The organism is Dyella mobilis, from assembly GCF_016904945.1.
GTDB lineage: Bacteria > Pseudomonadota > Gammaproteobacteria > Xanthomonadales > Rhodanobacteraceae > Dyella_B > Dyella_B mobilis.
This window is the reverse complement of sequence record NZ_JADIKF010000040.1, coordinates 738,751-765,433: the sequence shown is the minus strand read 5'-3', so window position 1 is coordinate 765,433 and position 26,683 is coordinate 738,751. Positions and strand designations below refer to the sequence as shown.

The 26,683-nt window shown below is 61.5% G+C and carries 31 protein-coding genes; 18 read left to right on the top strand and 13 right to left on the bottom strand.

The genetic code is table 11. The annotated features are described in order from the left end of the window. Positions 1-3 precede the first annotated feature (3 nt). The 3 genes from ISS99_RS19735 (at position 4) to ISS99_RS19725 (ending at position 2,133) form a co-directional block, all read left to right on the top strand. Positions 4-1,074: a 3-deoxy-7-phosphoheptulonate synthase gene (locus ISS99_RS19735; protein ID WP_204633313.1), complete on the top strand. Its 1,071-nt coding sequence runs from the start codon at positions 4-6 to the stop codon at positions 1,072-1,074. A gap of 66 nt (positions 1,075-1,140) precedes the next feature. Beyond that, positions 1,141-1,416, top strand: a complete 276-nt coding sequence (locus ISS99_RS19730; protein WP_204633312.1) for a GNAT family N-acetyltransferase — start codon at positions 1,141-1,143, stop codon at positions 1,414-1,416. Positions 1,417-1,449: 33 nt separating this feature from the next. After that, entirely contained in the window at positions 1,450-2,133 is a 684-nt protein-coding gene (locus tag ISS99_RS19725) for a DUF1345 domain-containing protein (RefSeq protein ID WP_204633311.1), read from the top strand. A gap of 39 nt (positions 2,134-2,172) precedes the next feature. Here ISS99_RS19725 and ISS99_RS19720 read toward each other — a convergent pair whose 3' ends face one another. Next, positions 2,173-2,655 (bottom strand): YajQ family cyclic di-GMP-binding protein, encoded by a 483-nt coding sequence (locus tag ISS99_RS19720; protein ID WP_204633310.1) that lies wholly within the window; start codon positions 2,653-2,655, stop codon positions 2,173-2,175. 255 nt (positions 2,656-2,910) lie between these two features. Here ISS99_RS19720 and ISS99_RS19715 point away from each other — a divergent pair, with 255 nt between their 5' ends. Next, a complete protein-coding gene (locus ISS99_RS19715) occupies positions 2,911-4,089 on the top strand; it encodes a BaiN/RdsA family NAD(P)/FAD-dependent oxidoreductase (RefSeq protein ID WP_204633309.1) in 1,179 nt (392 codons plus the stop codon). Positions 4,090-4,155: 66 nt separating this feature from the next. Beyond that, positions 4,156-5,046 (top strand): NAD(P)-dependent oxidoreductase, encoded by an 891-nt coding sequence (locus ISS99_RS19710; protein ID WP_204633308.1) that lies wholly within the window; start codon positions 4,156-4,158, stop codon positions 5,044-5,046. Here ISS99_RS19710 and ISS99_RS23380 read toward each other — a convergent pair. Both ISS99_RS23380 and ISS99_RS23375 read right to left on the bottom strand, forming a co-directional pair. Continuing rightward, a complete protein-coding gene (locus ISS99_RS23380; RefSeq protein ID WP_284343682.1) occupies positions 5,043-5,510 on the bottom strand; it encodes a YaiI/YqxD family protein in 468 nt (155 codons plus the stop codon). The genes ISS99_RS19710 and ISS99_RS23380 overlap by 4 nt on opposite strands. Then, entirely contained in the window at positions 5,507-6,388 is an 882-nt protein-coding gene (locus ISS99_RS23375) for a PhzF family phenazine biosynthesis protein (protein WP_239538215.1), read from the bottom strand. Before ISS99_RS23375 ends, ISS99_RS23380 begins: the two co-directional genes overlap by 4 nt. 261 nt (positions 6,389-6,649) lie before the next feature. Here ISS99_RS23375 and ISS99_RS19700 point away from each other — a divergent pair, with 261 nt between their 5' ends. Then, positions 6,650-7,258, top strand: a complete 609-nt coding sequence (locus ISS99_RS19700; protein ID WP_204633307.1) for a rhomboid family intramembrane serine protease — start codon at positions 6,650-6,652, stop codon at positions 7,256-7,258. Positions 7,259-7,308: 50 nt separating this feature from the next. Here the strand turns inward: ISS99_RS19700 and ISS99_RS19695 are convergent, their stop codons facing one another. After that, entirely contained in the window at positions 7,309-7,869 is a 561-nt protein-coding gene (locus ISS99_RS19695) for a hypothetical protein (RefSeq protein ID WP_204633306.1), read from the bottom strand. Between the two features lie 295 nt (positions 7,870-8,164). Between ISS99_RS19695 and ISS99_RS19690 the strand changes: the two genes are divergently transcribed. Next, entirely contained in the window at positions 8,165-8,542 is a 378-nt protein-coding gene (locus tag ISS99_RS19690; protein WP_204633305.1) for a hypothetical protein, read from the top strand. A 45-nt stretch (positions 8,543-8,587) separates the two neighbouring features. Then, positions 8,588-9,679, top strand: coding sequence for an aminopeptidase (locus ISS99_RS19685; RefSeq protein WP_306482319.1), 1,092 nt, complete (start codon positions 8,588-8,590; stop codon positions 9,677-9,679). Here ISS99_RS19685 and ISS99_RS19680 read toward each other — a convergent pair. Further along, complete coding sequence (locus tag ISS99_RS19680) at positions 9,669-10,481, bottom strand: c-type cytochrome (protein WP_204633304.1); 813 nt, start codon at positions 10,479-10,481, stop codon at positions 9,669-9,671. The two genes, ISS99_RS19685 and ISS99_RS19680, sit on opposite strands and share 11 nt — an antisense overlap. A 370-nt stretch (positions 10,482-10,851) precedes the next feature. On the opposite strand from ISS99_RS19680, the gene pncB reads away from it, so the two are divergent. After that, entirely contained in the window at positions 10,852-12,051 is a 1,200-nt protein-coding gene (pncB, locus tag ISS99_RS19675; RefSeq protein ID WP_204633303.1) for a nicotinate phosphoribosyltransferase, read from the top strand. A 51-nt stretch (positions 12,052-12,102) separates the two neighbouring features. Here the strand turns inward: pncB and ISS99_RS19670 are convergent, their stop codons facing one another. The 3 genes from ISS99_RS19670 to ISS99_RS19660 form a co-directional block, all read right to left on the bottom strand. Then, entirely contained in the window at positions 12,103-12,900 is a 798-nt protein-coding gene (locus ISS99_RS19670; RefSeq protein ID WP_204633302.1) for a MetQ/NlpA family ABC transporter substrate-binding protein, read from the bottom strand. A gap of 117 nt (positions 12,901-13,017) precedes the next feature. After that, the gene (locus ISS99_RS19665) at positions 13,018-13,710 is read right to left on the bottom strand and encodes a methionine ABC transporter permease (RefSeq protein ID WP_204633301.1); all 693 of its coding nucleotides are present in this window, start codon (positions 13,708-13,710) and stop codon (positions 13,018-13,020) included. Next, positions 13,707-14,717, bottom strand: coding sequence for a methionine ABC transporter ATP-binding protein (locus tag ISS99_RS19660; RefSeq protein ID WP_204633300.1), 1,011 nt, complete (start codon positions 14,715-14,717; stop codon positions 13,707-13,709). Before ISS99_RS19660 ends, ISS99_RS19665 begins: the two co-directional genes overlap by 4 nt. A 99-nt stretch (positions 14,718-14,816) precedes the next feature. Between ISS99_RS19660 and ISS99_RS19655 the strand changes: the two genes are divergently transcribed. Beyond that, entirely contained in the window at positions 14,817-15,296 is a 480-nt protein-coding gene (locus ISS99_RS19655) for a glutathione peroxidase (protein WP_204633299.1), read from the top strand. A 47-nt stretch (positions 15,297-15,343) separates the two neighbouring features. Here ISS99_RS19655 and dacB read toward each other — a convergent pair whose 3' ends face one another. Both dacB and ISS99_RS19645 read right to left on the bottom strand, forming a co-directional pair. Further along, entirely contained in the window at positions 15,344-16,897 is a 1,554-nt protein-coding gene (dacB, locus tag ISS99_RS19650) for a D-alanyl-D-alanine carboxypeptidase/D-alanyl-D-alanine endopeptidase (protein ID WP_204633298.1), read from the bottom strand. 23 nt (positions 16,898-16,920) lie between these two features. Beyond that, positions 16,921-18,273, bottom strand: coding sequence for an MATE family efflux transporter (locus ISS99_RS19645; protein ID WP_204633297.1), 1,353 nt, complete (start codon positions 18,271-18,273; stop codon positions 16,921-16,923). 114 nt (positions 18,274-18,387) lie between these two features. Between ISS99_RS19645 and ISS99_RS19640 the strand changes: the two genes are divergently transcribed. Further along, positions 18,388-18,870 carry an FKBP-type peptidyl-prolyl cis-trans isomerase gene (locus ISS99_RS19640; protein WP_239538211.1) on the top strand — a complete coding sequence of 161 codons (483 nt, stop codon included), beginning with the start codon at positions 18,388-18,390 and terminating at the stop codon, positions 18,868-18,870. A gap of 61 nt (positions 18,871-18,931) precedes the next feature. On the opposite strand, the gene ISS99_RS19635 is transcribed toward ISS99_RS19640, so the two are convergent. Together ISS99_RS19635 and ISS99_RS19630 are read right to left on the bottom strand one after the other, a co-directional pair. Continuing rightward, a complete protein-coding gene (locus ISS99_RS19635) occupies positions 18,932-20,020 on the bottom strand; it encodes a phospholipase A (RefSeq protein WP_204633296.1) in 1,089 nt (362 codons plus the stop codon). 139 nt (positions 20,021-20,159) lie between these two features. Then, positions 20,160-20,504 (bottom strand): hypothetical protein, encoded by a 345-nt coding sequence (locus ISS99_RS19630; RefSeq protein WP_204633295.1) that lies wholly within the window; start codon positions 20,502-20,504, stop codon positions 20,160-20,162. A gap of 218 nt (positions 20,505-20,722) precedes the next feature. Between ISS99_RS19630 and ISS99_RS19625 the strand changes: the two genes are divergently transcribed. After that, positions 20,723-21,913, top strand: a complete 1,191-nt coding sequence (locus ISS99_RS19625; protein ID WP_275578214.1) for a winged helix-turn-helix domain-containing protein — start codon at positions 20,723-20,725, stop codon at positions 21,911-21,913. Here ISS99_RS19625 and ISS99_RS19620 read toward each other — a convergent pair. Next, positions 21,890-22,306, bottom strand: a complete 417-nt coding sequence (locus ISS99_RS19620) for a hypothetical protein (RefSeq protein WP_204633293.1) — start codon at positions 22,304-22,306, stop codon at positions 21,890-21,892. The two genes, ISS99_RS19625 and ISS99_RS19620, sit on opposite strands and share 24 nt — an antisense overlap. A gap of 276 nt (positions 22,307-22,582) precedes the next feature. Here ISS99_RS19620 and ISS99_RS19615 point away from each other — a divergent pair, with 276 nt between their 5' ends. The 6 genes from ISS99_RS19615 (at position 22,583) to ISS99_RS19590 (ending at position 26,682) form a co-directional block, all read left to right on the top strand. Continuing rightward, positions 22,583-22,792 (top strand): cold-shock protein, encoded by a 210-nt coding sequence (locus ISS99_RS19615; protein WP_204633292.1) that lies wholly within the window; start codon positions 22,583-22,585, stop codon positions 22,790-22,792. Between the two features lie 289 nt (positions 22,793-23,081). Further along, entirely contained in the window at positions 23,082-23,291 is a 210-nt protein-coding gene (locus ISS99_RS19610; RefSeq protein WP_204633291.1) for a cold-shock protein, read from the top strand. Positions 23,292-23,373: 82 nt separating this feature from the next. Continuing rightward, on the top strand, positions 23,374-24,291 hold the full coding sequence (locus tag ISS99_RS19605) for an alpha/beta hydrolase family protein (protein ID WP_204633290.1): 918 nt from the start codon (positions 23,374-23,376) through the stop codon (positions 24,289-24,291). Positions 24,292-24,343: 52 nt separating this feature from the next. Next, positions 24,344-25,402, top strand: a complete 1,059-nt coding sequence (locus tag ISS99_RS19600) for an NADH:flavin oxidoreductase/NADH oxidase (RefSeq protein ID WP_204633289.1) — start codon at positions 24,344-24,346, stop codon at positions 25,400-25,402. A gap of 10 nt (positions 25,403-25,412) precedes the next feature. Then, positions 25,413-26,288 carry a pirin family protein gene (locus tag ISS99_RS19595; RefSeq protein ID WP_204633288.1) on the top strand — a complete coding sequence of 292 codons (876 nt, stop codon included), beginning with the start codon at positions 25,413-25,415 and terminating at the stop codon, positions 26,286-26,288. 91 nt (positions 26,289-26,379) lie between these two features. Continuing rightward, a complete protein-coding gene (locus ISS99_RS19590; RefSeq protein WP_204633287.1) occupies positions 26,380-26,682 on the top strand; it encodes an Mpo1-like protein in 303 nt (100 codons plus the stop codon). Position 26,683 lies beyond the last annotated feature (1 nt).

Sequence of the window (26,683 nt, the reverse complement as noted above, 5' to 3'; positions counted from 1 at the left end):
TCCATGACCTGCCAAACCGACGACTTACGCATCCGAGAAATCAAGGAACTGGCCACACCCGCCGACGTGATGCGCGACTGCCAGCCCGGCGACCACGCCCTTGCCACCGTGGCCGCCTCTCGCCAGGCCTTGCATCGCATCCTGCACGGCCAGGACGATCGCCTTGCAGTGGTGATCGGTCCTTGCTCGATTCACGATACGGACGCGGCGCTGGAATATGCGCGACGCCTGGTTGCCGAGCGTGAGCGCCATGCAGACACACTCGAAATCGTGATGCGCGTGTATTTCGAGAAGCCGCGCACGACGGTGGGCTGGAAAGGCCTGATCAACGATCCGGACCTGGATGAGAGCTATCACATCGACAAAGGCTTGCGCCTGGCGCGGCGCCTGTTGTGCGACATCAATGCGCTAGGTCTGCCGGCCGGCTGCGAGTTTCTGGATCTGATCACGCCGCAGTACATCGCGGACTTGGTGGCATGGGGGGCGATTGGTGCGCGCACGACCGAGAGCCAATCCCATCGCGAGCTTGCTTCGGGGCTGTCCTGCCCGGTCGGTTTCAAAAATGGCACGGATGGCAATATCAAGATCGCCGTGGACGCGGTGCTTGCCGCGGCCCGTCCGCATCATTTCATGGCAGTCACCAAGAGCGGTCAGACGGCGATCGCCTCGACGCGCGGCAATGAGGATTGCCACGTGATCCTGCGCGGCGGCAAATTGCCCAATTACGACGCCGGCAACGTTGCAGCCGCCTGTGCCGCGATGGACAAGGCCGGTTTGGCCGAGCGCCTGATGATCGACGCCAGCCACGCCAATAGCGGCAAGCAACCCGAAAACCAGCCGCGCGTGATCGCCGACATTGCCGCGCAGTTGGAAAGCGGTGAGTCGCGTATCCAGGGCGTGATGGTGGAAAGCCATCTGGTCGCCGGCCGCCAGGATCTCGTGCCCGGCTGCGACCTGGTTTACGGGCAGAGCATTACCGATGGTTGCATCGGCTGGGAAGCGACGACACAGGTGCTGGATCGATTGGCGAAGGCCGTGCGGGTACGGCGCGCGCGGCAGGCGGAGGCGGCCTGAACGGAACATCGTCGGCTTCCGCGTATCGCTTTATGCTTGTACTTTGACGACTCGCAGGAAGGCATCATGAGCTACGACATCCAGCACCTGGCCAAGGCACATCGTTTCGAAACCGTCGTGGACGGCGTGACCTGCGAGCTGGACTACAGCTTGCACGATGGCGTCATGACCATCACCCACACCGGCGTGCCTGCCGAAGTTGGCGGCCGCGGCATTGCCGGTGAACTGGTGCGGACGGCGTTCGAGACGGCGCGCAAGGAGGGGTGGAAAGTCGTGCCGGCCTGCAGCTATGCGAGCACCTGGATCCAGCGGCATCCCGAATACGCGGCGTTGCGCGCATGATGCATTGGAATCGTCGCGACAGCGGTTGCGGCCATGTCCGCTGAGGGCGGGACGCCCGTGCGAACGGCGCGGCGGCATTGGGCGTTGATACGCTTCGTGCGTGCCAGGCCGTGGCTGACAGTGTCCAGCCTGCTGTTCGTCGTGGCGGGTACGGTCATGGCAATGTCCGGTGTGAAGCCCGCTGCGGCGCTATTGCTTGGTTTCGATCTGGGCGCCTTGCTGTTTCTCAGCATGCTTGCTCACCTCTTCAGCCGGGCCGGCGCAGAACGCGTGGCGCGTCAGGCGCGCAACCAGGACACCGGCCGCCGCAGTGCGCTGTGTATTGCCGTGGCTGTTTGCGGCGTGGTGCTAGTGGCCTTGTCTACCGAGCTGCATGCCGCCAAGAGCGGCGGCGCGACGGCGATGGGCATGGCGGCGTTGAGCATCGTGCTGTCGTGGCTGTTCATGAACACCATGTATGCCTTGCACTATGCCCATGGCTATTACGGGGACTTCGGCAAGCAACACGAAGGTTTGGAATTTCCGGGGACCAAGCAGCCGGACTACTGGGACTTTGTCTACTTTGCCTTCGTCATTGGCATGTGCTTCCAGGTCTCCGACGTGCAGATCACCAGCCAGACGCTGCGTCGCACCGCGCTGTTGCACAGCGTGGTTGCTTTCTTCTTCAACGTGTTCATTATCGCGATAAGCGTCAATATCGCAGCGGGACTGGCGTAGATCGGCTTGCCCCGGATCACGCTCCGGGGCAAGGGGGAGTCAGTCGCGGAAATTGTCGAACTGCAGCGGCAATTCCAGCTCCGCTTTGCGCAGCACGGCCATGGCCAGTTGCAGATCGTCGCGCTTTTTGCCGCTGACGCGCAGTTTGTCGCCGTTGATCTGTGCTTCGACCTTCAATTTCGCCTCCTTCAGCGTGGCGATGATTTTCTTGGCCGCGGGCTGCTCGATACCCTGCTTGACGGTGATTTTCTGCCGTGCGCCACCCAGATTGACGTCCGGATCGGCAATATCCAGCGCGCGCAGATCGATTTTTCGGGCCGCCAGCCGCCCGCGCAGGATTTCCAGCATCTGCTGTAGCTGGAATTCGCTCGGAGCGATCTGCGTGATGACCTCTTTTTCCAGTTCGTATTTGGCGTCTGTCCCCTTGAAATCGAAGCGGTTGGACAGTTCGCGGTTGGCCTGGTCGACGGCATTGGTGAGTTCGTGCTTGTCGACTTCGGAGATCACGTCAAAAGAAGGCATGGGGTAGTCCTCGGCGGGCAGGCGATGAGTTTAGGGCTTGTTAGCAGTATTTTCGTAGCTCGGGCCGGGTTTGATGGCCCGCCACCCGGTGTTATCGCGCGGCCGTGTAGGGACGTACACTCCCTCACTTTTTCCTGGCCGGCGAGCAAACAGCTTCCGGCGCGGGCCACGAAAACGGTGCAAGCAGGCTCCAAGCCATGCCTTGTTGGATAATGCACGGATGTGCAATCGGGCGGGTGACGTGGCGGTGATCGCGTGAAAGTGGATGTCCTGGTCATCGGAGCCGGTGCTGCCGGCCTGATGTGTGCAATCACGGCCGGGCAGCGGGGGCGCCGGGTGCTGGTGCTCGATCATGCCAACAAGCCCGGCAAGAAGATCCTGATGTCCGGAGGCGGGCGCTGCAATTTCACCAACCTGGGCGTGACGCCAGCCCAATATCTTTGCGCCAATCCGCATTTCGCCAAGTCGGCGCTGGCGCGCTACACGCCGGCCGATTTTGTCGCATTGGTGGAAAAGCACCGCATCGCCTACCACGAGAAGGAATTGGGGCAGCTTTTTTGCGACGAATCGTCGAAATTGATCGTACGCATGCTGCTGGACGAGTGTGCCGCGGCGGATGTGCGCGTTGAAACCAGCTGTGCGGTGAGCCGGGTGCGCAAGACCGAAGAAGGGTTCAACGTACTCACGGCGAAGGGTGAAGTGCATGCCCAGTCGCTGGTCGTGGCCAGCGGAGGCCTGTCGATTCCCAGCATGGGCGCCACGGGCTTCGGCTATGAACTGGCCCGCCAGTTCGGGCACGGTGTATTGGCTACGCGTGCGGGGCTGGTGCCGCTGACGTTGAGCGGCAAACATCAGGAGCATTATCAGGACCTGGCCGGCGTGGCCTTGCCCGTAGCGGAAGCCCGCGTAGGCAAGCGGCGATTTCGGGCGGGTTTGCTGTTTACTCACCGGGGTATCAGCGGCCCGTCCATTCTGCAGATTTCGTCCTACTGGCAGCCGGGCGACGATCTGCGCCTGGATTTGTCGCCGGAGCAGAATGCAGGCGATTGGCTCGTCAGCCAGCGTGTAGCGCGGCCGGCAGCGGAGTTGCGTAACGTGCTCGGCGACCTGCTGCCCAAGCGCCTGGCGCAGCGCCTGTGCGAGTTGTGGTTGTCGAGCAAACCGATGCGCCAGTATCGCGATGCCGAATTGCGCGCGCTGGGGGCGACGTTGCACGACTGGCCCATGGTTGCCAGCGGCACCGAAGGCTATCGCACGGCGGAGGTGACCTTGGGCGGCGTGGATACTGACGGTCTTTCGTCCAGCACCATGCAATCCAAACAGGTGCCTGGCCTGTATTTCATTGGCGAAGTAGTGGACGTGACCGGCTGGCTTGGCGGCTACAACTTCCAATGGGCGTGGGCATCAGGGCGCGCCGCGGGCGAGTCGGCGTAACAGTATTTTTTGCAAAGGCTGAACGCAGATCGTGTTCAACTGGCTGTCCGCTATCGGAGATCGCTCATGAAAGTCGGCTTTATCGGACTCGGTGCCATGGGCAGTGCCATGGCCAGCAACCTGATTGCCGCCGGGTATGCGGTGACAGTGTGGAATCGATCGGACGCGGCAGCGGAGAAGCTTGCTTCCTTGGGTGCGAAGGTCGCACGCACCCCCGATCGTGCGGCGCAGGGCGACGTGTTGCACAGCATGCTGGCGAACGATCAGGCCGTGCGCGAGGTTTTCCTGGATGGCGGCCTGCTGGATGCGATGGATCCCGGCATCGTGCACGTCAATCACGCGACGATCTCCGTTGCGCTTGCACGGCAACTGTCGGAGGAACACGCCAAGCGCGGGCTGGGCTACGTTTCCGCCCCGGTATTCGGCCGTCCCGACGTGGCGGCGGCAGGCAAACTCAATGTGTTGACGGCCGGAGATGCACGCGCCGTCGACAAAGTCAGGCCTTTGCTGGAGGTGATGGCGGCAAAGCTGTGGCCGATGGGCGAGGCGCCCGAACGCGCGAACGTGGTGAAGCTTGCAGGCAACTTCATGATCGTCACGGCGATCGAAAGCATGGCCGAGGCTTCGGCGCTCACGCGCGCCTATGGCGTCGGCGCAGCCGATTTTATCGAACTGATGAGCAATACGCTGTTCGCATCGCCGGTCTATCAGGGCTATGGCAAGGCGATCGCCGAACAGCGTTTCGCGCCGCCGGGCTTTGCCCTGCCGCTAGGCCTGAAGGACGTCATGCTGGCGCAGGAAGCCGGTCACGCCGAACGAGTGCCGTTGCCACTGGCGGGCGTATTGCGCGACAGCTTGCTGCAGGCGCTGGCTGATGGAGCGGAAGGGATGGATCTGGCGGCGCTGGCCCTGGTTTCCGAACGAAGGGCGAATCTCGACCAGCGCAACCGCTCCTAAGGCTTGTTGACGCGCTGCGCCAGCCAGCGGTCAAGCTGGTTGGCGAATGCCTGCTTGTCGCGGGGATGCAACGCTGCCGGGCCACCGGTATCTACGCCGGTACTGCGCAGCTCTTCCATGAAATTGCGCATGCTTAGCCGTTGCTGGATGGTGTCGGGCGTATAGAGCTCGCCGCGTGGGTGAACCGCCAGTGCCCCTTTGCCGATGACGGCGGCAGCGAGCGGAATATCCTGCGTCACGACCAGATCGCCAACGGCTACCTGCCGGGCGATCTCGTTGTCCGCCACGTCGAAGCCGGCGGGTACCTGGATGCTGCGGATATACGGCGATTGCGGTACCCGCAACGCGTGATTGGCCACCAGTGTCACGGAGATCTGCGCACGCTGCGCGGCGCGAAACAGGATCTCCTTGATGGCTACGGGGCAGGCATCGGCATCCACCCAGATGCGCGGTGCATCGCTCACGCGAGGTTCCAAAGCAGGTTGCCGTCGATCACGGTATTGGTGTGGCCGCCGATCCAGATGTTGCCGTCGGCAATGTGGGCAATCAGCAGCGCGTCGTGGCCCATTTCGCGCCCCTGGCTTACCGAATAGCCGCGCGCAAGCGGACCATCGGGTTCGGCATGAAGCAGATAGGCTGCAATCAGTCCGTTCGCAGCGCCGGAGGCGGGGTCCTCGACGATGCCCACACCGGACGGAAAAGCGCGCACGACCAATTGATAGTCCGGGTGGCTGCTGCGCGCGAACGCACACAGTCCCATGCTGCCGCTGGCCACGGCCAGGGCTCCGATCGCGCTGTGGTCCGGCTCCCACGCACGCAGGCTGGCTTCGCTTGCACATTCGGCCAGCCACCAGCGCCGTCCACCGTCCACCAGTGCAGGCTGCAGCCGGCCCAGATCGATGCTGTCGAGCGTGGCGGCGAGCAGCGGATGGGCATGCAGGCCGGTCTTGACCACGCGTGCCGCGGGCGAATGCAGCAGCAACGTCCGCCGCGGGCCGCTGCCCTCCACCCGGATGGGCAGAACGCCGGCGCCGCATTCCTGCCAAAGCAGGCCGTCTTTCGGCGCAGCGATGCCGCATTCGAGCACCGCGTGGGCGCTGCCCACGCTGGGGTGGCCGGCAAAGGCGATTTCCTTCTGGGGGGTAAAAATGCGCACCTTGTAGCTGGCTTTCGGATCGCTCGGCGGCAGCAGGAAGGTGGTTTCCACCAGATCGGTCCAGCGCGCGTAGCGTTGCATCTGCCCGTCGCTCCAACCAGCGGCGTCGGTGACTACGCCAAGATGGTTGCCGCCGCCGGGGCTGGCGGCGAACACATCCAGATGCATGTAGCGGATCGGTTTCATACGGCTGGGAAAGTAGGGACGTGGCTTGGTCGCGCATTCTAGCCGTCGACAACACCGCTCGCGAACGTCAAGATGGGCGGATGGCTGGCCGCCGAAGAGCCGGTTGCGGCACTCCCCGGATGGCCTGCCGGCGATCCGATGCGTTAAGTGCTTGATTCGCAGTGCCGAGTTCGAACGAGTATCGGGTTTGGCGAGCTTCAAAGGGTGCGGGAAAGCACTTCCAGCAGCCCATTTATTCCAACACATGGTCCGATTCGTCATATGTCGATCACGCTGCTCCTCATTCTTGCCGCTACTTGCATCGTCTCGTTCATGGCGTTCAGCAATCGCCGCCTGATCGACGATCTCATCCTGTGGCCGCCGGCCATCGAGCGGAAGAAAGAGTATTACCGGCTGGTCACCTACGGCCTGATTCATGCCGACGGCATGCATCTGTTGTTCAACATGATGACCCTGTATTTCTTCGGTCGCTTGATGGAGTCGTTTTACAGCGAGGTTTGGGGCGCATTCGGTTTCGGTCTGTTCTATCTGGGCGGATTGATCGTTTCGATCCTGCCGACTTATCTGAAGAACCGGCACAACAACAGCTATCGCAGCCTCGGTGCCTCCGGGGCGGTTTCGGCCGTGCTGTTCGCCTATATCATGCTGATGCCGTGGGCGCGCATCCTGGTGTGGTTCGTGCCGATGCCGGCGATCATCTATGCCGTGCTGTATGTCGGTTACTCGATTTACATGGATCAGCAAGGGCGCGGCAACATCAATCACAGCGCCCACCTGTGGGGTGCCGCTTACGGCGTGGTTTGCACCGTGTTGGCGGATCCTGGAGTTTTGCCGCACTTTTTGCGTGCTTTGCTGCAGCCGGGTACGTGATTTCCGGCACTTGCTCAGACCATGTACATCGTGATCATGTCACTGTTCGATCACTGATTACCGTCGGAGTACGCACGCATGGCAACGACCCGCAAGTCTGCCGCGAAGAAGTCCGCGGCCCGCAAGGCACCCAAGACCGCCGGCTCGATCAAGAAGAAAGCGGTTCCGAAGGCAGCCGCGGGGCAAAAAAAGACCGTAAAAAAAGCCGCGACCAGCAAGCAAGCCGCAAAGCGGGTGGTCAGCAAAGCAGCAAAGAAATCAGTGGCTCGCAAGTCGACGAGCAAGCAGGCGGCAAGCAAGAAAGCCGTAAAGAAGACGGTAAAGAAGGTGGCCGAGAAGGCCGTTAAAAAGGCCGCAAGCAAGGGCGCGGCGCCAAAAGTGCAGAACAAGGCTCCGGCGAAGAAGGCAGCAAAGACGCCCTCGGCGCCAAAGAAACCGGTGGCGAAGAAGCCTGCGCCCAGGCCAGCAAAGGTCGTTGCGCCGATCACGAAGGAGAAGCCTGTCGAAGGGCGTTCCGCCGGCGAATCCAGGAGCGTTGCAGAGACCGACAGGCCTGCCCACATCAGCCCCGAAGAGGCTGTAGCCCACATCCAGGCCTTGTTGCAGGCCAAGCAGGAACGCCTCAAGCAAGGTCCTTCCTGGCCAGGCGCTACGTCGGTACCGCAGGCAGACAACGGCCATTCCCATGGCGAAGGCAGCAACCATTCCGGCAGTGCCTTACCTGGTCCCATGAACCACTCGCGCGGCGATCAAGGCAAGAACGGCAAAAGTTGATCGGGCGTATCTGGTTTATCGTCCTATAGCCGGCTCGTTTCGAACGAAAGCCGGCCTTGTCTTTTTCTGCTCAGGGCTCATTTAGCGGAAGAGGACTACTTTGAGTCGCGTGGATAGCACGGAGCGTCCGCCATGAAACGTACGATCAAACATCTGCTTGCCGGGCTGTCGCTGGCAACGCTTACCGCCCTTCTTTCCGGTTGCTATATCGCTCCGGGCTACAGCTACGTGCAAGGAAACGCCACGGCAGGGGCTGTCTATTACGGCACCGGGCCGTCCGTGGTCTATAACGGTTACTACCCTTATTACGGGTATGGGTATGGTTATGGGTACTACCCGTACGGGTACTGGGGCGGCTACTACGGATGCTGCTGGGGCGGATGGTACGGCGGTGGCCGTTACTGGCACGGTGGTCGTTCCGGCGGCTGGCATGGCGGTCGCGGTGGTTGGTCCGGCGGCCACGGCGGCTGGCATGGCGGCTCGGGTGGCGGGCATTCGCACGGCCACTGAATTCAGGGCTGAACATCGGCAAGGCGCTTAGGTCAGAATGCGAGGATGACGCCGTCTCGCACTCTTCTCCGTATCCGACTGATCTGCTGGATGGTGGCGGCGGCCGTGTTGGGAGGTTGCGCGGACCTTCGCTACTACGCGCACGTCGCCCACGGTGAAAGCGCCTTGCTGCTGCAGCGGCGATCGGTAAAGAAAGTCATCGCCGACCCGGCTACCGATCCGAAGTTGGCCAAGCGCCTGAGTCTTTCGCAAGAAGCGCGGCAATTCGCATCCCGGCAATTGGATCTGCCGGATAACCGCAGCTACACCTATTACGTCCCGTTGCATCGTCCATACGTGGTGTGGAACGTCTATGCCACCCCTCGCTTTTCGGTCGATGCGGTATTGCAGTGCTTTCCGATTGCCGGCTGCGTGGCGTACCGCGGCTGGTTCGACGAGAGCATGGCCAAGGTCAGTGCCGAGAAGCTTCAGGCCAAAGGCGACGATGTCTACGTCAGCGGCGTTCCCGCCTATTCAACACTTGGCTGGTTCGCGGACCCGATCCTCAGCAGCATGATGCGCTGGGACGACGATGAACTGGTCGGGACCATTTTTCACGAATTGGCGCATCAGCTGATTTACGTAAAGGGCGACACGGGGTTCAACGAAAGTTATGCGATGTTCGTGGAAAGCCAAGGCCTGAAGACCTGGCATCGCTCGCGCGGCGAACCGGAAGGTGACGATCGCGATCAGTTGATGGACGACGGATTTACCCAGTTGGTACTCGATTTGCGCGATCGCTTGAAGAAGGTCTACGCCAGCGGTCCAGGCGATGCCGCGATGGCTGCCGACAAGGCGCGCGAGATCGCGGATTTTCGTGTTCGGTACGCCACGTGGCGCGACAAGAACTGGCCGAACGACCATCGCTACGACGCCTGGGTAGCACGGCCGATCAACAACGCCACCCTGCTGCCGTTTGGCTTGTACGACCAATGGGTGCAGGCATTCGGCGAGCTGTTCGCGCAATCCAGGGGGCAATGGCCCGAGTTCTACGCGCGCGTGCGTGCCTTGGCCGGGCAGCCGAAGCAGGCGCGGGACGATAGCCTGCGCGCTTTGATGCGGGCATCCAAAGGCGCCGCCTCGGGATCTACGGAATGACCTTGTGCCGCGCCATGTAGTGCAGGTAGGCGAGCAGGGCGGTCAAGTCCGCGTCGGAGAGCGACTCCTGGGTGGGAAAGCCGAACATTTTTGCCTCAGGCCAGCGCCGCAGCGACTGCGGGTTGCGGATGAAAGCGCGCAACGTGTCATCGCCCAGGTATTCGGTAGGGCTGTGCGGGATATTCAAATCAGGCCCAAGGTGGGAGTCTCCCTGTCCGTTTAGTGTGTGGCAGGCGAAGCAGGTGCGCTGGAAGACTTGGTAACCGCGGCGAACGGGACTGTCTGCGGGCAGCGTGGCCTCGGGTGCCGTGGCCGGGAAGCGTGTCGCAACACTCTGTGTAAGTTGGATGCGTACGAGTTGGTAGGGCCACTGTTCGGTGCTTACCTGGGCACTGGCCGGGTGTGTCCACACGACATAGAAGGGCCCTGCGTCCCCTTTGTTGTCGGGCAACGCTGGCCAAGGGTGCTCGGGATCTTCAACGGCGAGCCAGGCCTCGGCACCGGCATGGTTGAGTATCAGGCTCGCAGGCAGGTCGACTGAAAAGCCGTCCTTAGCCACGAATTGCAGGCGATCTTGCGTTTTCAAAGCTGGCAGCAAGGCTGTCAAAGGCACGGCGCGGTATTGCATGTCGCGGCGGAACGCCACGTCGGCGGGGATGCTTATGTGTTGCGCATCGGGTCGGGCCAGCAGTTGTGCCGTTGTCCATACGCGCGTGCCATGGCCGGTGTCGATACTCAGGTCGGCTGCGTGCAAGGGGATGAGGAAACACAAAGCTAACAAGCTCAAGCAACTGCGTAGCATGCCAATGTCCTTGCAGTGACAATTACTTAGAAACGATGCAGATGAAACCTTCGGTGCCGTGCATCGCTCGATTATCAAAAAGCTGAACCAATGTGCTGCCGGCCTTGAACTTCGGCCGGCGCGACCGCACTAAGTACACGTATCGCCGTGAGGCGACGAGCGGATGGCACAAAGCATCGTGACATTCAGGGGTCGGTTCCAAGTTTACCCTCCCCCCGGAACGCGACCTAACAAACCCCGGCAGTTATTCCCCTGGCTGCCGGGGTTTTACTTTTCACAGTCACGACTTCGGCAGGATAATGAGCGCTTGCGCCCAGCGCGCCCCGTTTCCATGCTTCGGCATGCCCCTCTACCGACGTGGAAGTGATCCATGATCGTCAGTTCGCTCCTCGATACCGACCTCTACAAATTCTCGATGATGCAGGTGGTTCTGCATCAGTACCCCGCTGCCCAGGTGGAATACCGGTTCAAATGCCGCAATCCCGGCGTGAACCTGGTGCCTTACATCGAAGAGATCCGCCGCGAGCTGGATGCGCTCTGCACACTGCGTTTCAGCGATTCGGAACTGGAATACCTGCGCGGCTGGCGTTTCATCAAGAGCGATTTTGTCGATTTCCTGGCGCTGTTCCAGCTCAATACCAAATATGTGGACATCACACCCTCGCCGCTCAATAACGGCGAGATCGAAATCCGCATCCAGGGCCCTTGGCTGCACACCATTCTGTTTGAAGTGCCGTTGCTGGCGATCGTCAACGAAGTCTATTTCCGCAATACCCATCCGGATTTGGACCTGAGCGAGGGTCGCCGGCGTCTGCGGGAGAAGATTTCGTTGTTGCGGGATACGCCGGGTTACATCGACTGCCGCATTGCCGATTACGGTACCCGTCGTCGTTTTTCTCGCCAGTGGCACCGGGAGGTGGCGGAGACCTTGCACGAGGGGCTCGGGCCGCAGCTTGCCGGCACCAGCAATGTCTGGCTGGCCTGGCAATTGGGCTTGCGTCCGCTCGGAACGCTCGCCCACGAATACCTGCAGGCACATCAAGCCTTGGGGCCGCGTTTGCGCGATTCCCAGGTGGCGGCGCTGGAGGCCTGGGCCAAGGAATATCGGGGCGATCTGGGCATAGCACTGTCGGATGTCTACGGGCTCACCGCTTTCCTGCGCGATTTCGACATGTATTTCTGCAAGCTGTTCGACGGCACCCGGCACGATTCCGGTGATCCGTTCGCATGGGGGGAGAGGGTGTTGGCCCATTACGAGGCTAATCGCGTCGATCCGCGCAGCAAGATCCTCGTCTTCAGCGACGGCCTGGATGTTCCGAAGGTCATGAAGCTGTATGAGCATTTTCATGGGCGTTGCCAGCTTGCTTTCGGCGTGGGCACCAATATCACCAACGATGTCGGCCCCGTGCCGCTCAATATCGTCATCAAGATGGTTCGCTGCAACGGGCAGCCGGTAGCCAAACTCAGCGATTCGCCGGGTAAGAACATGTGCCAGGACGACGCGTACATTGCTTACCTGCGGCAGGTGTTCGACATTCCGATGCAGGCTGAGCTCGAGCCCGCCGCATAAAAAAAGCCCGCACCAGGTGTGCGGGCTTTTTTGTTGCGACCAAGGAGTCGATCAGAATGCGGGCAGCACGGCGCCGTGATACTTCTGTTCGATGAAGGCTTTTATTTCCGGGCTGGTCAGTGCCTTGGCAAGCTTCTGTACGCGTGGATCATTCTGGTTGTCGGGACGACCGACCAAGTAGTTCACGTACGGCGAGTCTTTGTCTTCGATCAGCAGTGCGTCCTTGGTCGGGTTGAGCCCGGCGGCCAGCGCATAGTTGGTGTTGATCATTGCCAGGTCCACCTCGTCCAGGGTGCGAGGCAGCATGGCCGCTTCCAGCTCCTTGAACTTGAGGTTTTTCGGGTTGGCGACGATGTCCTTGGTAGTCGCCAGTTCGTTGTTGGGATCTTTCAGGGTGATCAGGCCATGGTGAGCCAATAGCAACAGCGCACGGCTGTTGTTGCTGGGATCGTTAGGGATGGCAACGGTGGCGCCGTCGGGAAGCTGATCGATGGATTTGATCTTGTGCGAGTACGCGCCGAACGGTTCGATGTGCACGCCGGTGATGATCACCAAGTGGGTACCGCGCTCGCGATTGAAGGCATCCAGATAGGGCTTGGTCTGGAAGTAGTTCACATCGATATTCTTTTCCGCCACTTGCGTGTTGGGCTGCACATAGTCGGCAAACACCTTGATGTCCAGAGTTACCCCTTCCTTGGCCAGGATGGGCTTGACCTCTTTCAGTATCTCGGCGTGGGGAACGGCGGTGGCGGCCACGGTAAGGGTCTGGCCGTTCGAATCGCCGGAACCGGAGGGCGAGCAGCCGGCCATGATCAACGAGGCGGCAAGCAGGGCCAACAGCTTCTTCATGGGAGGTCCATCCTGGTGCGGTGCACCAGAGTAGCCGTCCATACGGCCAGATGCAAAGTTCCGGCCCGCCACCGTTCAGTGAGACATCGAGAAGTCCCTAAAACGGACGTCGCTGCGTCATCGGCGGCTGTAGTGCGCCACGATCCGGTCGCCGATCATCTGCAGCAGCTGCACCAGTACGATCAGCAGCAGGACGGTCACCACCATGTAATCGGATTTATAGCTCAGGTAGCCGTAGCGATAGGCAAGGTCGCCAAGGCCGCCGGCGCCGATCGCGCCGCCCATTGCGGTATAGCCGACCAGGGCGATGGCGGTGACCGTGACGCCGGCCCACAGGCTGGCGCGCGCCTCCGGCAGCAATACGTGCCGGACGATCTGCCAGGTACTGGCGCCCATGGCCTGCGAGGCTTCGATCACCCCGCGCTCCACTTCGCGCAATGCCGTTTCCACCAGGCGTGCGAAGAAGGGGGCAGCGCCGATGACCAGCGGCGGTATCGCCCCGCGAATACCCAGCTTGGTGCCAACCAGCAGGTAAGTAAGCGGCATCAATACGATCATCAGGATGATGAAGGGGATCGAGCGCAGCACATTCACGACCAATGACAGTGCCCCGTAAAGCCGCGGCATCGCGTGCATTTGCCCCTTGGCGGTAAGAAACAACAGCACGCCAAGCGGCAGGCCTATCACCACGGTAAGCAACAGCGAACCACCCAGCATCAACAAGGTGTCGATACAGGCCTGGCCCAGCTCGCCCCAATCGTCGATATTGGGAAACAGGGACTGCAACGAGGGCAGGTGAGTGGCGATCATCGGGCAAGCTCCTCCACTTCGATGCCTGCATCGCGTAGCGCCTGCAGTGCGGTGTCCACGTGTTGTCCCTGCATGGCCAGCGTGAGCTGGCCGTAAGGCAGGTCCTTGATGCGATCGATGCGGCCGGCAAGGATGTTGAAATCCACGCCGGTTTCGCGGGTGACCCGCCCAAGCGTGGGCGACCAGGTTGCTTCGCCGCGGAAGGACAAGCGCAGGATGCGTCCCGATACGTGTCGGTAAGGCAGGTGTTCGCCGGCGGATTCTTCCGGCAATGCCTCGTTGACGAAGCGCCGCGTCGTCGGATGTTGCGGATGCAGAAATACATCCGCCACCGAGCCGTGCTCGACGATGCGCCCGGCGTCCAGCACCGCTACGCGATCGCAAACCCGGCGGACCACGTCCATTTCGTGTGTGATGAGCACGATGGTGAGTTTCAGTTCGCGATTGATCTCGGCCAGCAGGTCGAGCACCGAGGCGGTCGTTTGCGGGTCGAGCGCACTGGTGGCTTCGTCGCAAAGCAGGATGGATGGCCGATTAGCCAATGCACGGGCAATGCCGACCCGCTGCTTCTGGCCGCCGGAAAGCTGCGACGGATATTTGGATGCATGCGCCTGGAGGCCTACCCGCTGCAGCAGTTCGTCGACGCGTTGGCGAATGGTTGCCGCGTCCATGCCGCCGGCCAGGCGCATCGGAAAGGCGATGTTTTCCGACACCGTCTGCGACGAAAGCAGGTTGAAGTGCTGGAAGATCATGCCGATGCGCCGCCGCGCGCTGCGCAGCGCCGGCTCGGGCAGGGTGGTGATGTCGGTGCCGTCGATCAGGACCTGCCCGCCGCTTGGGCGCTCGAGCAGGTTGATCAGACGGATAAGTGTCGATTTGCCAGCGCCTGAGTGCCCGATGATGCCGAACACCTCGCCATCGGCAATCTCGAGGCTGAAGGGCTCGAGCGCAGGAATGTCCTTGCCGTCGACGCGGTAGGACTTGTGTACATCGACAAATCGGATCACGACAGAGCCCGGGCGAGAGTCGGAGGCGAGCATTCTAAGCCACCGGGCGCCAGGAGCGCTGGAGTAGACTGTCCTATCGATAGGACAGGAACCTGCGCCATGACCACGGTTTACGATTTCAACGCCCGCGACATCGATGGCCACGACCAGTCGCTGGCCACCTGGCGCGGCAAGACCATGCTGATCGTCAACGTCGCTTCCAAATGCGGCTTTACCCCGCAGTACAAGGGGCTGGAGGAGCTCTGGCGCAGCCATCGCGACAACGGTTTGGTGGTGCTCGGGTTCCCCTGCGACCAGTTCGGCCATCAGGAGCCGGGTGACGAAGCCGAAATCAAGACGTTCTGCGCCACCAGCTACGACGTGACCTTTCCGATGTTCGCCAAGGTCGAGGTGAACGGAGGCAACGCCCATCCGCTTTATCAATGGCTGAAAAAGCAGGCAAAGGGGTTGTTGGGGAGCGAATCGATCAAATGGAACTTCACCAAGTTCCTGATCGACAACGAAGGCAACGTCGTGAAGCGGTATGCGCCCAACGATACGCCTGAGAAGATCGAGAAGGATTTGCAGAAGCGGGCGTGATTTGGGCGTGCCCGTAACCTTGATGCATCCTTTCGGGAATGCTGGCCTCAGCTGTGTCCCCGAAAGGCGGCAAGCAATTCGACGATGGCGTCCAGATTCCGGCTAGGGCTCGGGCCGCCGTCTTCGCGCACGAAATTGTTGAGCATGATGGCGAAGGCCAGGTGTTCGCCGGAAGCCGTGGTCACATAGCCCGCGATGCAACGAACGTGGGTCATGCTGCCCGTTTTGGCGTGCACGTTGCCCATCGCGGTCGTGTCGCGCATGCGCCATTCGAGCGTCCCATCCACCCCGGCACTCGGCAGCGCATCGCGCAACTGATCGCCGTAGGGCTGGGCGGCGAGGTAGCCGAGCAAGTGCACCATCGCATCGGGAGTGGCCAGATCCTGCCGCGACAGTCCGGTGCCTTCTTCCATTTGACTGGCATCGGGCGATATGCCGATGCGATCAAGCAGTTCGCGCAGCGCGCGAATGCCCCAGGCCTCCGAGCTGAGAAAGCCGGGGGCGGGGTCGCCAGCGCGTTCGGCATCGGCTCGTGCTTTTACGCCTGCAATCTGCAACAAGTTTTGCAGATAGAGATTCTGCGAGCGCTTCAGACCCTGCGTCAGCACGTCGAGCAACGGTGGCGAGAGCACCTGGGCCACGACGACGGCTTTGTCCAGCCCGATGGTGTCCTGCTCAGGCCAATGCAGCGTACGCAGTTGGCCCGTGACGCGAATGCCGTGGCGTGCCAATGCTTCACGCAGCGACGTGCCGGCGAACCACGCCGGATCGGGCATCGCCAGTTTGAAATTCTGAGGCTCCGTTCGTTGAGCCACGTGGCCGAACACGTAGAGGGTGCCATCACCAGGTGCACGATAGAGGTTGATGTCGTTGCGCGAGAGGTGTGCCTCCGTCGCCAGCGTGTTCGCTACGTGGGGGAATGCTCCTTGCGGATCGAATTCCAGCGTGGCGGCGTGTCCTGCCGAACTCGAGGGGGATATGGACAGTGCGACCGTGTTTTCCCGCACGCTCAAGGCGGAGGCCGGCACCGCGAACCAGCTTTGCAAGTCTCCGGCTTCCCATCCGGAGCCCACAGCAGGGCCGTTAAAATAGCTGTCGTCGGCAACCAGGTCGCCTTGCACTTCGCGCACGCTCTTGGCTGCCAATTGGTTGGCGAGCTGATCGGCCCAATCGTCGTTGCTCTGCGGAGTACCTAACGTAGGGTCGCCCATGCCGTGCAATACGAGCGCCCCTCTCAGCTGGCCGTCAACGATCGGCCCGGTGGCGAGCAATTGGGTCGGAATGCGGTAATCGGTGCCAAGTGTGTCCAGCACCAGCGCGGCGGTGTACAACTTGGCGGTCGACGCCGGTTGCAATAGCCGATGGGCTTCGTGTGCATACAAGGTGCGGCCCGTATCGAGCGAGGTGACGGCAATCCCCCAACTGGAAGAGGCAAAACGCGGTTGCCCGATCTGCTGATCGATGGCCTTGGCGAGCTGTTGCAAAGTGTCTGGAGCGGTATCCGCGGCGCTGGGCGGCGCGGACTGCGCGTTTGCGGACGCATTCCAGAACAGACAAGCCGCGGCGATCCACGGCAGATATCGCAAGGAGAAAGCTTTCATGGGCGAAGTATTGCCGAAGCGGCTTAGTGCGCGATACCTGGCAGCACCCATGCATGACGCTGGCGAATGCGCAGGCCCAACCACGCCATGCATGCCGCGCGCATCGCCATGAACGCCAGGAAGGCCAGCCACAGGCCCTGATTGCCAAGACCACGGGTAAGCCACAGCAGCAGGGCATAGAAAGCGACCGACACCAGCATGCCGTCGCGCATTTCGCGGGCTCTCGTGGCACCCACGAACAGGCCGTCGAGCAGGTAACTCCACACGCCAATCAAAGGCAGTACGGTGAGCCAGGGCAGATAGCCGTAAGCGAGCTCGCGCACCTCGGGCAGGTTGGTTTGCAGATCGACGAACAGATGCCCGGCGAAGCCGAAAAACAGGGCGTAGAGCACGCTGCCCAGCAATGCCCAGCCGCCGGCGACCACCAGCGCGCGGCGCAATGCCTCGTTATTGCCGGCGCCGATGGCATGTCCACACAGGGCCTCCACTGCGTTGGCGAATCCGTCCAGGCAAAAGGCAGTGAGGATCAAGCCGTTCATCAGTAAGGCATTGGCCGATACGACGGTGTCGCCCATGCGGGCGCCCAGCAGTGAGAGGCTGAAAAACACGCCTTCCAGCGCAATCGTGCGCAGAAAAATATCGCGATTGACCATCAGCAAGGGCCGCCAGTGATCCCAGCCGCGCATGGCCTGCCAGTCGACGCGCCCTTCCGTGTCACGCACGGCGCGGCGCGCAAGCCACAAGCCGTAAATTGCGCCGCACCACTCGCCACCTGCCGATGCCAGCGCGATGCCGCGCACACCCCAGTCCAAGCCCAGGACGAATAGCAGGTTGAGCGCGATATTCACGCCATTGGTGACCAGCAGCAGAGTCAGTGTCGTGCGCGCCCGCTGAGCGCCGATAAACCATCCCGCCAGCGCGTAGTTGAGCAAGGCCGCAGGTAATCCGAACAGGCGCAGGTACAAGTAATCCAGCGCGCGGTCTTCCATCAGCGGTGTTGAATGCATCTGACCGATCAACCAGGGCAACACTGGCATCATGAGGGTGCTGATCAGCACGCCAAGCAGCGTGGCCAGCAGCAGCGCTTGTACTTGCACCGTACGCAATGCAGAGCCCGAGCCGGCGCCCATCGCCTGCGCTGCGAAGCCGGTAGTGCCCATGCGCAGAAAGCCCAGACTCCACACCGGCAGGGCGTAGACGGCGCTGCCTACGGTCACTGCGCCCAGATCCTGCGTCCGTGGCAAGTGGCCGGCCACCGTGCTGTCCACCAGCGCTACCAGCGGCACGGTGAGGTTGGACAGCATCATCGGCACGGCCAGCGACCACACTTGCCGGTGCGTCGCGCGATGGCGCCAGGCTTCGAGAAGGCTCGTCATGGGCTGCAGAAGGGAGGGGCGCCGGGCGATTCTGGCACGTTTTCGGTTCGGCGCCGCGGTGGATGGTACCCTTGTCGTCCGAATCGACATCATTTTTCATCCAGCGAGACCATCATGCAGATTGCCGATAACAGCGTCGTTTCTTTCCACTACACCCTTACCGACGATCAGGGTCAGGTCCTGGACAGTTCGGAGGGCCGTGAACCGCTCACCTACCTGCACGGCACCGGCCAGATCGTGCCGGGGCTGGAAAAGATGATGACGGGCCGCGCTGCGGGCGATAAGTTCAACGCAGATGTGGCACCGGCCGAAGGCTACGGCGAGCATCACCCTGAGTTGATGCAGGAACTGCCGCGCGAAGCCTTCCAGGGCGTGGAAGACATCCAGCCCGGCATGCAGTTTCAGGGCCACGGTCCCCAGGGCGTGATCAACGTGACCGTCACCAAGGTCGATGGCGACAAAGTGCACATCGACGGCAATCACCCGCTGGCCGGTCAGGCCCTGCATTTCGCCATCGAAGTGACCGACGTGCGTGCGGCCACTGACGAAGAGCTGGCCCATGGCCACGTGCACGGCCCGGGTGGACACCACCATTGATGATTGGCTGCGGCGGCCGCGTACGGCCGCCGCGTTCACCCCGCGCGCGGCTCTTTCAAGCTCAGTACCAGTCCAGCAGCGAAATGCCGAGGCCGACGTACGTTGCATTGTGGTTGTAGTCGATGATGCTTTCGCCGTACCCCTTGAACAGCTCCGCGTAGCCGCGCAGGTTGCCTGCCAACGGGAAGCTCCAGGTCAGCCGTCCGGCTCCGTGTTGTTGGCTGCCGCCGCGCAGCGAATCCCGCAGCATCAGGCTGAACTCCTGTCCGTGCCATTCGTGGATGATTTGTACGTCCGCGCGACCCACGTAGTTGCTGATGTCGGGATTGTTGTCGTCCTGGGCCTGCTCGGGGATGCGCCACCAAGGGCGGAAGATGACGGTCCAGTTTTCCCGCTCAAAACCGATTTGCGCCATGACCCGGTTCCAACTGCGCGAAAGCGGGTCGGATTGCCCGTTGGATTGATGGTCCACACCGATGCTGAGCAAGCGGCCATCCCAGTCGAATAGCTGGTAGTTGGTGTCGAACACCAGCATCGCTTCGGGCTCGTAATCGGTCTCGCGGAAAGGGCGCGAAAGTTTCGAGTTGTAGACCTGCCAGTAGGAATCCTGGGTATAACCCACCCACAAATCGCCGATGTCGCCGAACACGCCTTGCCACAGCTTGGTTTTCAGGCTGAGCTGGAACTTGCCTTCAACGCTTTGCATGCCCAGCGGCACCTGCACGGCGTTGACCGGGTTGGGGCTGTAGGGAAGGTTGTTCTGGTTGCTGGTGGCAAATACCGGCAGTACATAGATGGGCTTGTACCCGCGCAGATTGAAAGTGCCGAGCTTGCTTTCCGGCGACAGCTCCCAGCGACTGTCCAGCAACGAGAGCGGTGCGGGTGCGGCGTTTTTGCCCGTGACGGAGGCCGCCGCCGCATGTTCGTGCGAGAACACATTGGGTGAGGGCGTCGCCGCGGCGGTGCGCTTTTGCGCGGCGGGCAAATGATCGCGACCGGTGGCCTTGTCGTAACAGGCCAGTCGTTGTGCGTCGCTTTCGATGGCGGTGCAGGCGCGGATGTCCGCGGGATTTTCGTTCTGAGCCCGGACGGGAGAAATGCCTGGCCCGATCACGGCGCAAGCCATCAAGCAGCTCAGCCACGGTTTCATGGGAACTCCCCGATGCGCCGCTCCTCGGCGCGGTTGCCGCCCAGTCTAACCGTCTTGCTATCAATAAGAAAAAGCCGGCCACGGGAGAACCATGGCCGGCATCGAGGACGTACTTTTGACTAAACGTACACGTTGTCGCTTAGTTGAGGTTTTGCAGCCACTTTTCGTATTGCGCCCTGGTGATGCTCTTGCCGCCGTGGGCCGCGTATTCGAAGTCGTTGGCGAGCGGCGGGTAGGCATTCGCGGCGTCCTTGGTAATCACTTTGTTGCCCGCGGCGAGCTGCTCGAAGGAGGGGGGCGATGCCGTGGAAGGAACCGTGCCCATCTTGGAGTTGATGGTGACCTGGCCTTGCGCGGTGTTGAAGGTATCTTTGTCGCCGGAGAGTTGCTGCTGCGCCGGATATTGCTGTTGCGCAAAAGCACCTGCGCTGCAAAGCAAGCTGGCGCTGATCAGGGAAACCAACAGTGGGGTTCGATATTTCATCTTCGTGGCTCCATGCAGAAATGCTCGACTCGTCAGACCGCTTCCTCTGCCGGGAGTTCTTGGCCGAAGCAGTTCGGCACGTCGAGCTCGTTGAAGACGGTAACCAAAGTGGCATAAATGCAAGCACAATAAGGCGATAACGATTTCGTAAAGGCGATAAACCGTTGAGCGAATCTTCACGTGATGCAAAGCCAATCGCGCCAATGCAGGCGCGAGCCATGCAATTGGCGGCACAAGGGTTACTAAACGCACCAAAACGGCGCGCGCGCCGCGAAGACCTGTTGGCGGCCATTCAGCGCATGCGCCTCCTGCAGATCGACAGCATTCACGTCGTCGCGCGCAGTCCCTACCTGGTATTGCACGCGCGCATGGGCAGCTATCCGCAGACGTGGCTGGATGAAGCACTGGAAGCAGGTCGCATTGCCGAGTGCTGGGCGCACGAGGCCTGTTTCGTGACCGCTGCGGAGATCGGTGTGCACAGGGCGTGGCGATCCCAAATTGCCAGCAATCATTGGGCGGACAAACACGCAGCGCGTGCACGCGACGCCAATCTCAAGGAAATGCATGCGCTGCTAGAGCACGTGCGCCAGTCAGGTCCGGTACGTGCTTCCGATTTCGAGCGCACCGGCCGCGCTGCATCCGGTTGGTGGGAGTGGAAGCCGGAGAAGCGCTGGCTGGAGGCATGGTTTGCCTCGGGCGAGCTCATGGTGACCCGGCGCGAGCGTTTTCAGCGTGTTTATGATCTTGCCGAAAACGTCCTTGCCAAACTTGATCCGCCTTTTGATGCGGATGTATCGGCATTGCGGCGGCGCTTTATCCTCGACAGCGTGCGCGCGCTAGGGATCGCGCGCGCGCGTTGGATCGCCGACTACTTTCGCTTGAAACCCGCTGTGGATGAGCGCGAGTTGGCGCCCTTGCTGGCGGATGGCGAATTGTTGGAAGTGGAAGTGAAGGGATGGAGCGACCCTGGCTATGTCCATCGCGATCACGCGTCGTTGCTGGATGAAGCTCGCAGGGGGCGTTTGCGTGCTACGCATACGGCATTGCTTTCGCCCTTCGATCCGTTGGTTTGGGATCGTGTCCGTTTGCGCGAGATGTTTGATTTCGACTACAGCATCGAATGCTATTTGCCTGCGGCGAAACGCAAATATGGCTATTACGTCTTGCCGCTCCTGCATCGCGGTCGCTTGATCGGGCGCCTCGATGCCAAGGCGCATCGGGCTGAGGGCGAGTTCGAGGTGAAAGCCTTGTTCCTCGAGGACGGGGTTGAGCTCTCGCCCCGGACCTTGAAGGAGGTTGCGCAGGCTATTGCCGACACGGCTGCATGGCACGGCACGCCGAGGGTCCGTTTGGGCCGGTGCCGTCCCGCTGGGGTGGCTTCAGTGTTACGGGCGCACTGGCGTGGTTGATGCCGGAACTGTGGGGGCGGCAACGCCGCTGGCGGGAGAGCAGGAGCGCCCCTGCAAGGCGGCATTGAGCTGTTGGGTCAGTCCGATGCAGCGGTTCGCCAGGTAGGGGCGAACCTGGGGATCGGCAGCGCTTTGCCGAAGGCTGGCCAGCATGGCCTGATAGTGGCTTTCGAGTGAGCTGGGCGGGAGGATGTGCGCGGCGCGGTGGCAGGCCAGATAGCTGTTCAGGTAGGCATTGCAGGCCGGAACGCCTATATCCACGAGGGGCACGGGGGGCGGCGGCGCTTCCTTGCGGACGGCATGGCTGCAGCCGCCCAACAGGCCCAGCGATAACCAAACCGCCCGGCGGATGCCGGTTGGACGAAAAATGCCGGTCTCATTACCCAGGTTCACGGGAGGGCTCTTTTCAGAATGAACGGCATTCAGCATAAACGCCCGGCTGCCGCTGTCCTATGCCTGAATGCCTATTCGCTTTGCGATGCTGTTTGCGGTTATCATGGTCGGACTGTGTTTGCCGGGGTCACCAGAGTCACGTGACCCGATGCAGCCGATTACGATCTGCCTCATCGCTCACCCCCTAGGGTTTTCCTTAGCACACCAGTAAGCCGGCCCCCAATCGGGGTGGTCGAGTCTCTCGTTATTGAAAAACCTAGTTTTGGAGTGTGTTTCATGTCTGATCGTCAGATCGGTACCGTTAAGTGGTTCAACGATGCCAAGGGTTTCGGCTTTATCAGCCGCGACAATGGCCCGGATGTCTTCGTGCATTTCCGCGCGATCCAGGGCAATGGCTTCAAGAGCCTCCAGGAAGGCCAAAAGGTCAGCTTCAAGGTTGTGCAGGGCCAGAAGGGTCTGCAGGCCGATGAGGTCCTTCCGGCTTAATTGCTGGAATAGATCGATTTAAAAAAGCCGGGCTCAATGCCCGGCTTTTTTATTATTCCGATCATTTTCGATCCGTTGTTTAATGTGAATCCAAACGTGAATTTCTCATCACATATTGTTTTAAGAAAATGACTATGCTGTATTCACTGTGTCTGCTCGGTAATGCGCGTGTCCGCATGCGGCCCCTGTCCGCAAGGCTCCACTCGATCTAGGCAAACCCAGTAAGCCGTCGGCTCGGGTGGGTCGACTGGTCTCAGAGTCAAACGCTTTAACGGATGGAGTGTGAGTTATGTCGGATCGTGAAGAAGGCACCGTCAAATGGTTCAACGACGCCAAGGGGTTCGGTTTCATTAGCCGCGCCAACGGCCCTGACGTCTTCGTGCATTTCCGTGCAATCCAGGGTAACGGCTTCAAGAGCCTCAAAGAGGGTCAGAAGGTAAGTTTCAAGGTGGTGCAAGGCCAGAAGGGCTTGCAGGCCGACGAAGTGATGCCGGGCTGAATACCATCGGGTGAATATTTGGAAAAGGCCGGCATATGCCGGCCTTTTTGTATCCATTGCCTGCAGTGATTAATCTGAATCAATGTCTGCGACCTCTACTGCGCCACCTGTCCGTCTTACGGAATCGAATACGCTGGTTCCGGTGCTGTCGCGAGACGGCGCGCGCAGCGAATTGATTTGCGTGCAACCCGTTGGCCGTGCCCGACACGTTTTGTATTGGCTGCCAGCGATGGGTGTTCCCGCCAAGCACTATCTTCCATTGGCCGAGGCGTTTGCGGCGAGGGGAATTGCGGTTGCGCTGCACGAATGGCGTGGCATAGGTTCCAGCGATCGCAGGGCGGGGAGGCGGCACGACTGGGGCTATCGCGAGCTGTTGGAGGCCGATTTGCCGGCCGGGTTGGAGTTGGCGCGCTGGCAGTTTGGGGGCGCCAGGCCCTGGTTGGGCGGGCACAGTCTTGGCGGCCAGCTGTCTTGCCTCTATGCCAGTCTCCAGCCCGGGCAACTGGAGGGTTTGGCGCTGATTGCAAGTGGGGCCCCCTATTGGCGGTGCTTCTCCCGCGGCCGCTGGATTCGCGCGGCTTACCTGCTGGCTTCGCCGCTGGCCCGGTTGATCGGCCATTTGCCGGGGCGGCGGTTGGGTTTCGGGGGTAATGAAGCGCGTGGGGTGATCAGGGACTGGTCGCGCAGCGGGCGAACCGGTCTTTATTCCGCCGATGGCATGCCCGTGGATTTTTCCCGTCAGTTGGCCTCCGTGCCGCTGCCGATATTCGCCTTGCGCCTATGCAATGACTGGCTGGCGCCTGCGGCCTCATTGGATTGGTTGCTCGACCAGATGCCCCAGGCGTCGAAGCAAGTGGGTGGGGTGACGCCGGAACAACTGGATGGACTGCGTGCCGATCATTTCGGCTGGATGAAGACCCCCGACGCGCTGGTCACTCAACTGATTGAGTGGATGGACCGCGAGATTGCGGCGCGCCCCGTTCGAGCGGGGCAGGCTTGATAGTGGGCATTTCGACGCCACGTGTCAGGCTTCACCCGAAGGCGGCACGACCATGAAGCTATTTGAAACTTATCCGCAACGCAGCTTGACCTTGCGCAACCGCATCGTGGTGTCCCCGATGTGCCAATACTCGGCGACCGATGGCGTGCCCAGCCACTGGCACTTCGTGCACCTGGGGAGCCGGGCGGTTGGCGGGGCGGGAGCGGTGATTGCGGAAGCTACTGCGGTGTCGCCGGAAGGGCGCATTTCTGCCCAGGATACGGGGATCTGGAACGATGAGCAGGTCGAGGCGTGGCGACCGATCACTGCCTTTATCGCCGAGCGCGGTGCGGTGCCCGGGGTTCAGCTGGCGCATGCCGGACGCAAGGCCAGCGTGTGGCGTCCCTGGGAGGGCGGCGGATCCTTGCCGGCCGATAAGGGAGCTTGGGTAACCGTAGCTCCTTCTGCGCTTCCTTTCGATAAAGACTGGCACGTGCCGCAAGCGCTGGATGCTGCGGGCATTGGCAAGGTCATTGCGGATTTCCGTGCGGCGGCGGTGCGCGCAAGGCAAGCCGGATTCGCCTTGATCGAGCTGCATGCCGCGCATGGGTACCTGTTGCATCAGTTCATGTCGCCGTTGAGCAACCATCGCCAGGACGAGTACGGCGGCAGCTATGAAAATCGCACGCGACTGGTGCGTGAAGTGATTGGTGCCGTACGCGAGGTTTGGCCGGCCGAATTGCCGCTGTGGTTGCGCATTTCCGCCACGGATTGGAGCGAAGGCGGTTGGACCGTGGACGAGAGCGTGCGCCTTGGCGGTGAGCTTGCCGCGCTGGGCGTGGATCTGGTCGACGTGTCCAGCGGCGGATTGGTGCCGCACGTAAAGATTCCGGTAGCGCCCGGCTACCAGGTGCCTTTCGCTGCGCGTATCCGGCAAGAGGCTGGCATCGCGACAGGTGCCGTGGGTTTGATCACCGAGCCGGCGCAGGCTGACGGCATCATTGCCGGCGGTGCCGCAGATGTCGTATTGATCGCTCGCGCCAGCCTGCGCGACCCGTATTTCCCTCACCGCGCTGCGCTCGAGCTCGGTGCAACGATCTTCGCACCGGAGCAATATCAGCGGGCCTGGTAAGGAGATAAACGTGCAAGCCCATCCCACCCTGATCGAAAACGCCCGCCTGCACGATCTAGGCGACGGATTTGTCGTGCGGCGCATGTTGCCCGTATTGCAAGCGCGGCACGTCGGCCCCTTCGTGTTCTATGACCACGTGGGGCCGTTCGAATTTGCGCCCGGCAAGGGCATGGACGTGCGCCCGCATCCGCACATCGGGCTGGCTACGGTGACCTGGCTGTTCGAGGGCACCATCCGGCATCGCGACAGCCTTGGCAGTCTGGCGGATATCACGCCTGGCGCGGTGAACTGGATGACTGCCGGAAGCGGCATCGTGCATTCCGAGCGTACCCCGCCGGACGCGCGCAGGGACGGACAGCGCATGCATGGCATCCAGGTCTGGGTAGCCTTGCCGCGTGGCGATGAGGAGGTTGCTCCGGAGTTTCATCACCACGACGCCCAAAGCCTGCCGCACCTCCAGCAACCCGGTGCCGAGCTGGTGCTGATCGCCGGTACGGCCTATGACAAGGCCTCGCCGGTGAAAGTGTTTGCACCCATGTTCTTTATCGAGGCCAGGTTGGAGGCGGGGGCGGAACTCGTGCTGCCGCCAGAACACTTCGAGCGTGGCGTGCACGTCGTCGAAGGCGAGGCGCAATGGGGCGACGTGGCATTGTCCGCCACGCAGATGGCCGTACAAGCGGGCGAGTCGGCCCCGGCGCTGCGCGCAAAAACCGCTTGCCGCGTCATGCTGTTTGGCGGGGCACCGCTGGATGGCGAGCGTCACCTTTGGTGGAATTTCGTATCCAGCTCGAGTGAGCGCATCGAGCGGGCCAAGGCGGATTGGGCCGCCCAGCGTTTCGGAAAGGTGCTTGGCGACGAGCGGGAATTCATCCCCCTGCCGACGTGAGTGTCAAAGGCATGGCCAGGTTCGAACGGCGTATTGAGGCCGTTGCGGCAGCGCCTTAAGCTGGCTGTCTGCATTGGCGGGAGATACGCTCATGTCGGCTTTCGCGAGCTTTCACGACTTCTATCCTTACTACCTCGGTGAGCATCGCGATCACCGCTGCCGGCGCATGCATTTCGTGGGCAGCTCGCTGGTGTTGCTGATCGTACTGGCGGCGTTGTTCAGCGGGCACCTGGCCTGGTTGTGGCTGGTGCCCCTTGCGGGCTACGGCTTTGCGTGGATGGGTCACTTCTTTTTTGAGAAAAACCGTCCGGCAACCTTTCGTCATCCGGTCTACAGCCTGATGGGGGATTGGGTGATGTATTGGGACATTCTGCGGGGCAAAGTGAAACTCTAAT

What these genes read in the sequence shown, in the direction of transcription:
- ISS99_RS19735 (WP_204633313.1), top strand. Translation starts at nt 4, where the DNA reads ATGACCTGCCAAACCGACGACTTACGCATCCGAGAAATCAAGGAACTG.
- ISS99_RS19730 (WP_204633312.1), top strand. Translation starts at nt 1,141, where the DNA reads ATGAGCTACGACATCCAGCACCTGGCCAAGGCACATCGTTTCGAAACC.
- ISS99_RS19725 (WP_204633311.1), top strand. Translation starts at nt 1,450, where the DNA reads ATGTCCGCTGAGGGCGGGACGCCCGTGCGAACGGCGCGGCGGCATTGG.
- ISS99_RS19720 (WP_204633310.1), bottom strand. Translation starts at nt 2,655, where the DNA reads ATGCCTTCTTTTGACGTGATCTCCGAAGTCGACAAGCACGAACTCACC.
- ISS99_RS19710 (WP_204633308.1), top strand. Translation starts at nt 4,156, where the DNA reads ATGAAAGTCGGCTTTATCGGACTCGGTGCCATGGGCAGTGCCATGGCC.
- ISS99_RS23375 (WP_239538215.1), bottom strand. Translation starts at nt 6,388, where the DNA reads ATGAAACCGATCCGCTACATGCATCTGGATGTGTTCGCCGCCAGCCCC.
- ISS99_RS19700 (WP_204633307.1), top strand. Translation starts at nt 6,650, where the DNA reads ATGTCGATCACGCTGCTCCTCATTCTTGCCGCTACTTGCATCGTCTCG.
- ISS99_RS19690 (WP_204633305.1), top strand. Translation starts at nt 8,165, where the DNA reads ATGAAACGTACGATCAAACATCTGCTTGCCGGGCTGTCGCTGGCAACG.
- ISS99_RS19685 (WP_306482319.1), top strand. Translation starts at nt 8,588, where the DNA reads ATGACGCCGTCTCGCACTCTTCTCCGTATCCGACTGATCTGCTGGATG.
- ISS99_RS19680 (WP_204633304.1), bottom strand. Translation starts at nt 10,481, where the DNA reads ATGCTACGCAGTTGCTTGAGCTTGTTAGCTTTGTGTTTCCTCATCCCC.
- pncB (WP_204633303.1), top strand. Translation starts at nt 10,852, where the DNA reads ATGATCGTCAGTTCGCTCCTCGATACCGACCTCTACAAATTCTCGATG.
- ISS99_RS19670 (WP_204633302.1), bottom strand. Translation starts at nt 12,900, where the DNA reads ATGAAGAAGCTGTTGGCCCTGCTTGCCGCCTCGTTGATCATGGCCGGC.
- ISS99_RS19665 (WP_204633301.1), bottom strand. Translation starts at nt 13,710, where the DNA reads ATGATCGCCACTCACCTGCCCTCGTTGCAGTCCCTGTTTCCCAATATC.
- ISS99_RS19655 (WP_204633299.1), top strand. Translation starts at nt 14,817, where the DNA reads ATGACCACGGTTTACGATTTCAACGCCCGCGACATCGATGGCCACGAC.
- dacB (WP_204633298.1), bottom strand. Translation starts at nt 16,897, where the DNA reads ATGAAAGCTTTCTCCTTGCGATATCTGCCGTGGATCGCCGCGGCTTGT.
- ISS99_RS19645 (WP_204633297.1), bottom strand. Translation starts at nt 18,273, where the DNA reads ATGACGAGCCTTCTCGAAGCCTGGCGCCATCGCGCGACGCACCGGCAA.
- ISS99_RS19640 (WP_239538211.1), top strand. Translation starts at nt 18,388, where the DNA reads ATGCAGATTGCCGATAACAGCGTCGTTTCTTTCCACTACACCCTTACC.
- ISS99_RS19635 (WP_204633296.1), bottom strand. Translation starts at nt 20,020, where the DNA reads ATGAAACCGTGGCTGAGCTGCTTGATGGCTTGCGCCGTGATCGGGCCA.
- ISS99_RS19630 (WP_204633295.1), bottom strand. Translation starts at nt 20,504, where the DNA reads ATGAAATATCGAACCCCACTGTTGGTTTCCCTGATCAGCGCCAGCTTG.
- ISS99_RS19625 (WP_275578214.1), top strand. Translation starts at nt 20,723, where the DNA reads ATGCAATTGGCGGCACAAGGGTTACTAAACGCACCAAAACGGCGCGCG.
- ISS99_RS19615 (WP_204633292.1), top strand. Translation starts at nt 22,583, where the DNA reads ATGTCTGATCGTCAGATCGGTACCGTTAAGTGGTTCAACGATGCCAAG.
- ISS99_RS19610 (WP_204633291.1), top strand. Translation starts at nt 23,082, where the DNA reads ATGTCGGATCGTGAAGAAGGCACCGTCAAATGGTTCAACGACGCCAAG.
- ISS99_RS19605 (WP_204633290.1), top strand. Translation starts at nt 23,374, where the DNA reads ATGTCTGCGACCTCTACTGCGCCACCTGTCCGTCTTACGGAATCGAAT.
- ISS99_RS19600 (WP_204633289.1), top strand. Translation starts at nt 24,344, where the DNA reads ATGAAGCTATTTGAAACTTATCCGCAACGCAGCTTGACCTTGCGCAAC.
- ISS99_RS19590 (WP_204633287.1), top strand. Translation starts at nt 26,380, where the DNA reads ATGTCGGCTTTCGCGAGCTTTCACGACTTCTATCCTTACTACCTCGGT.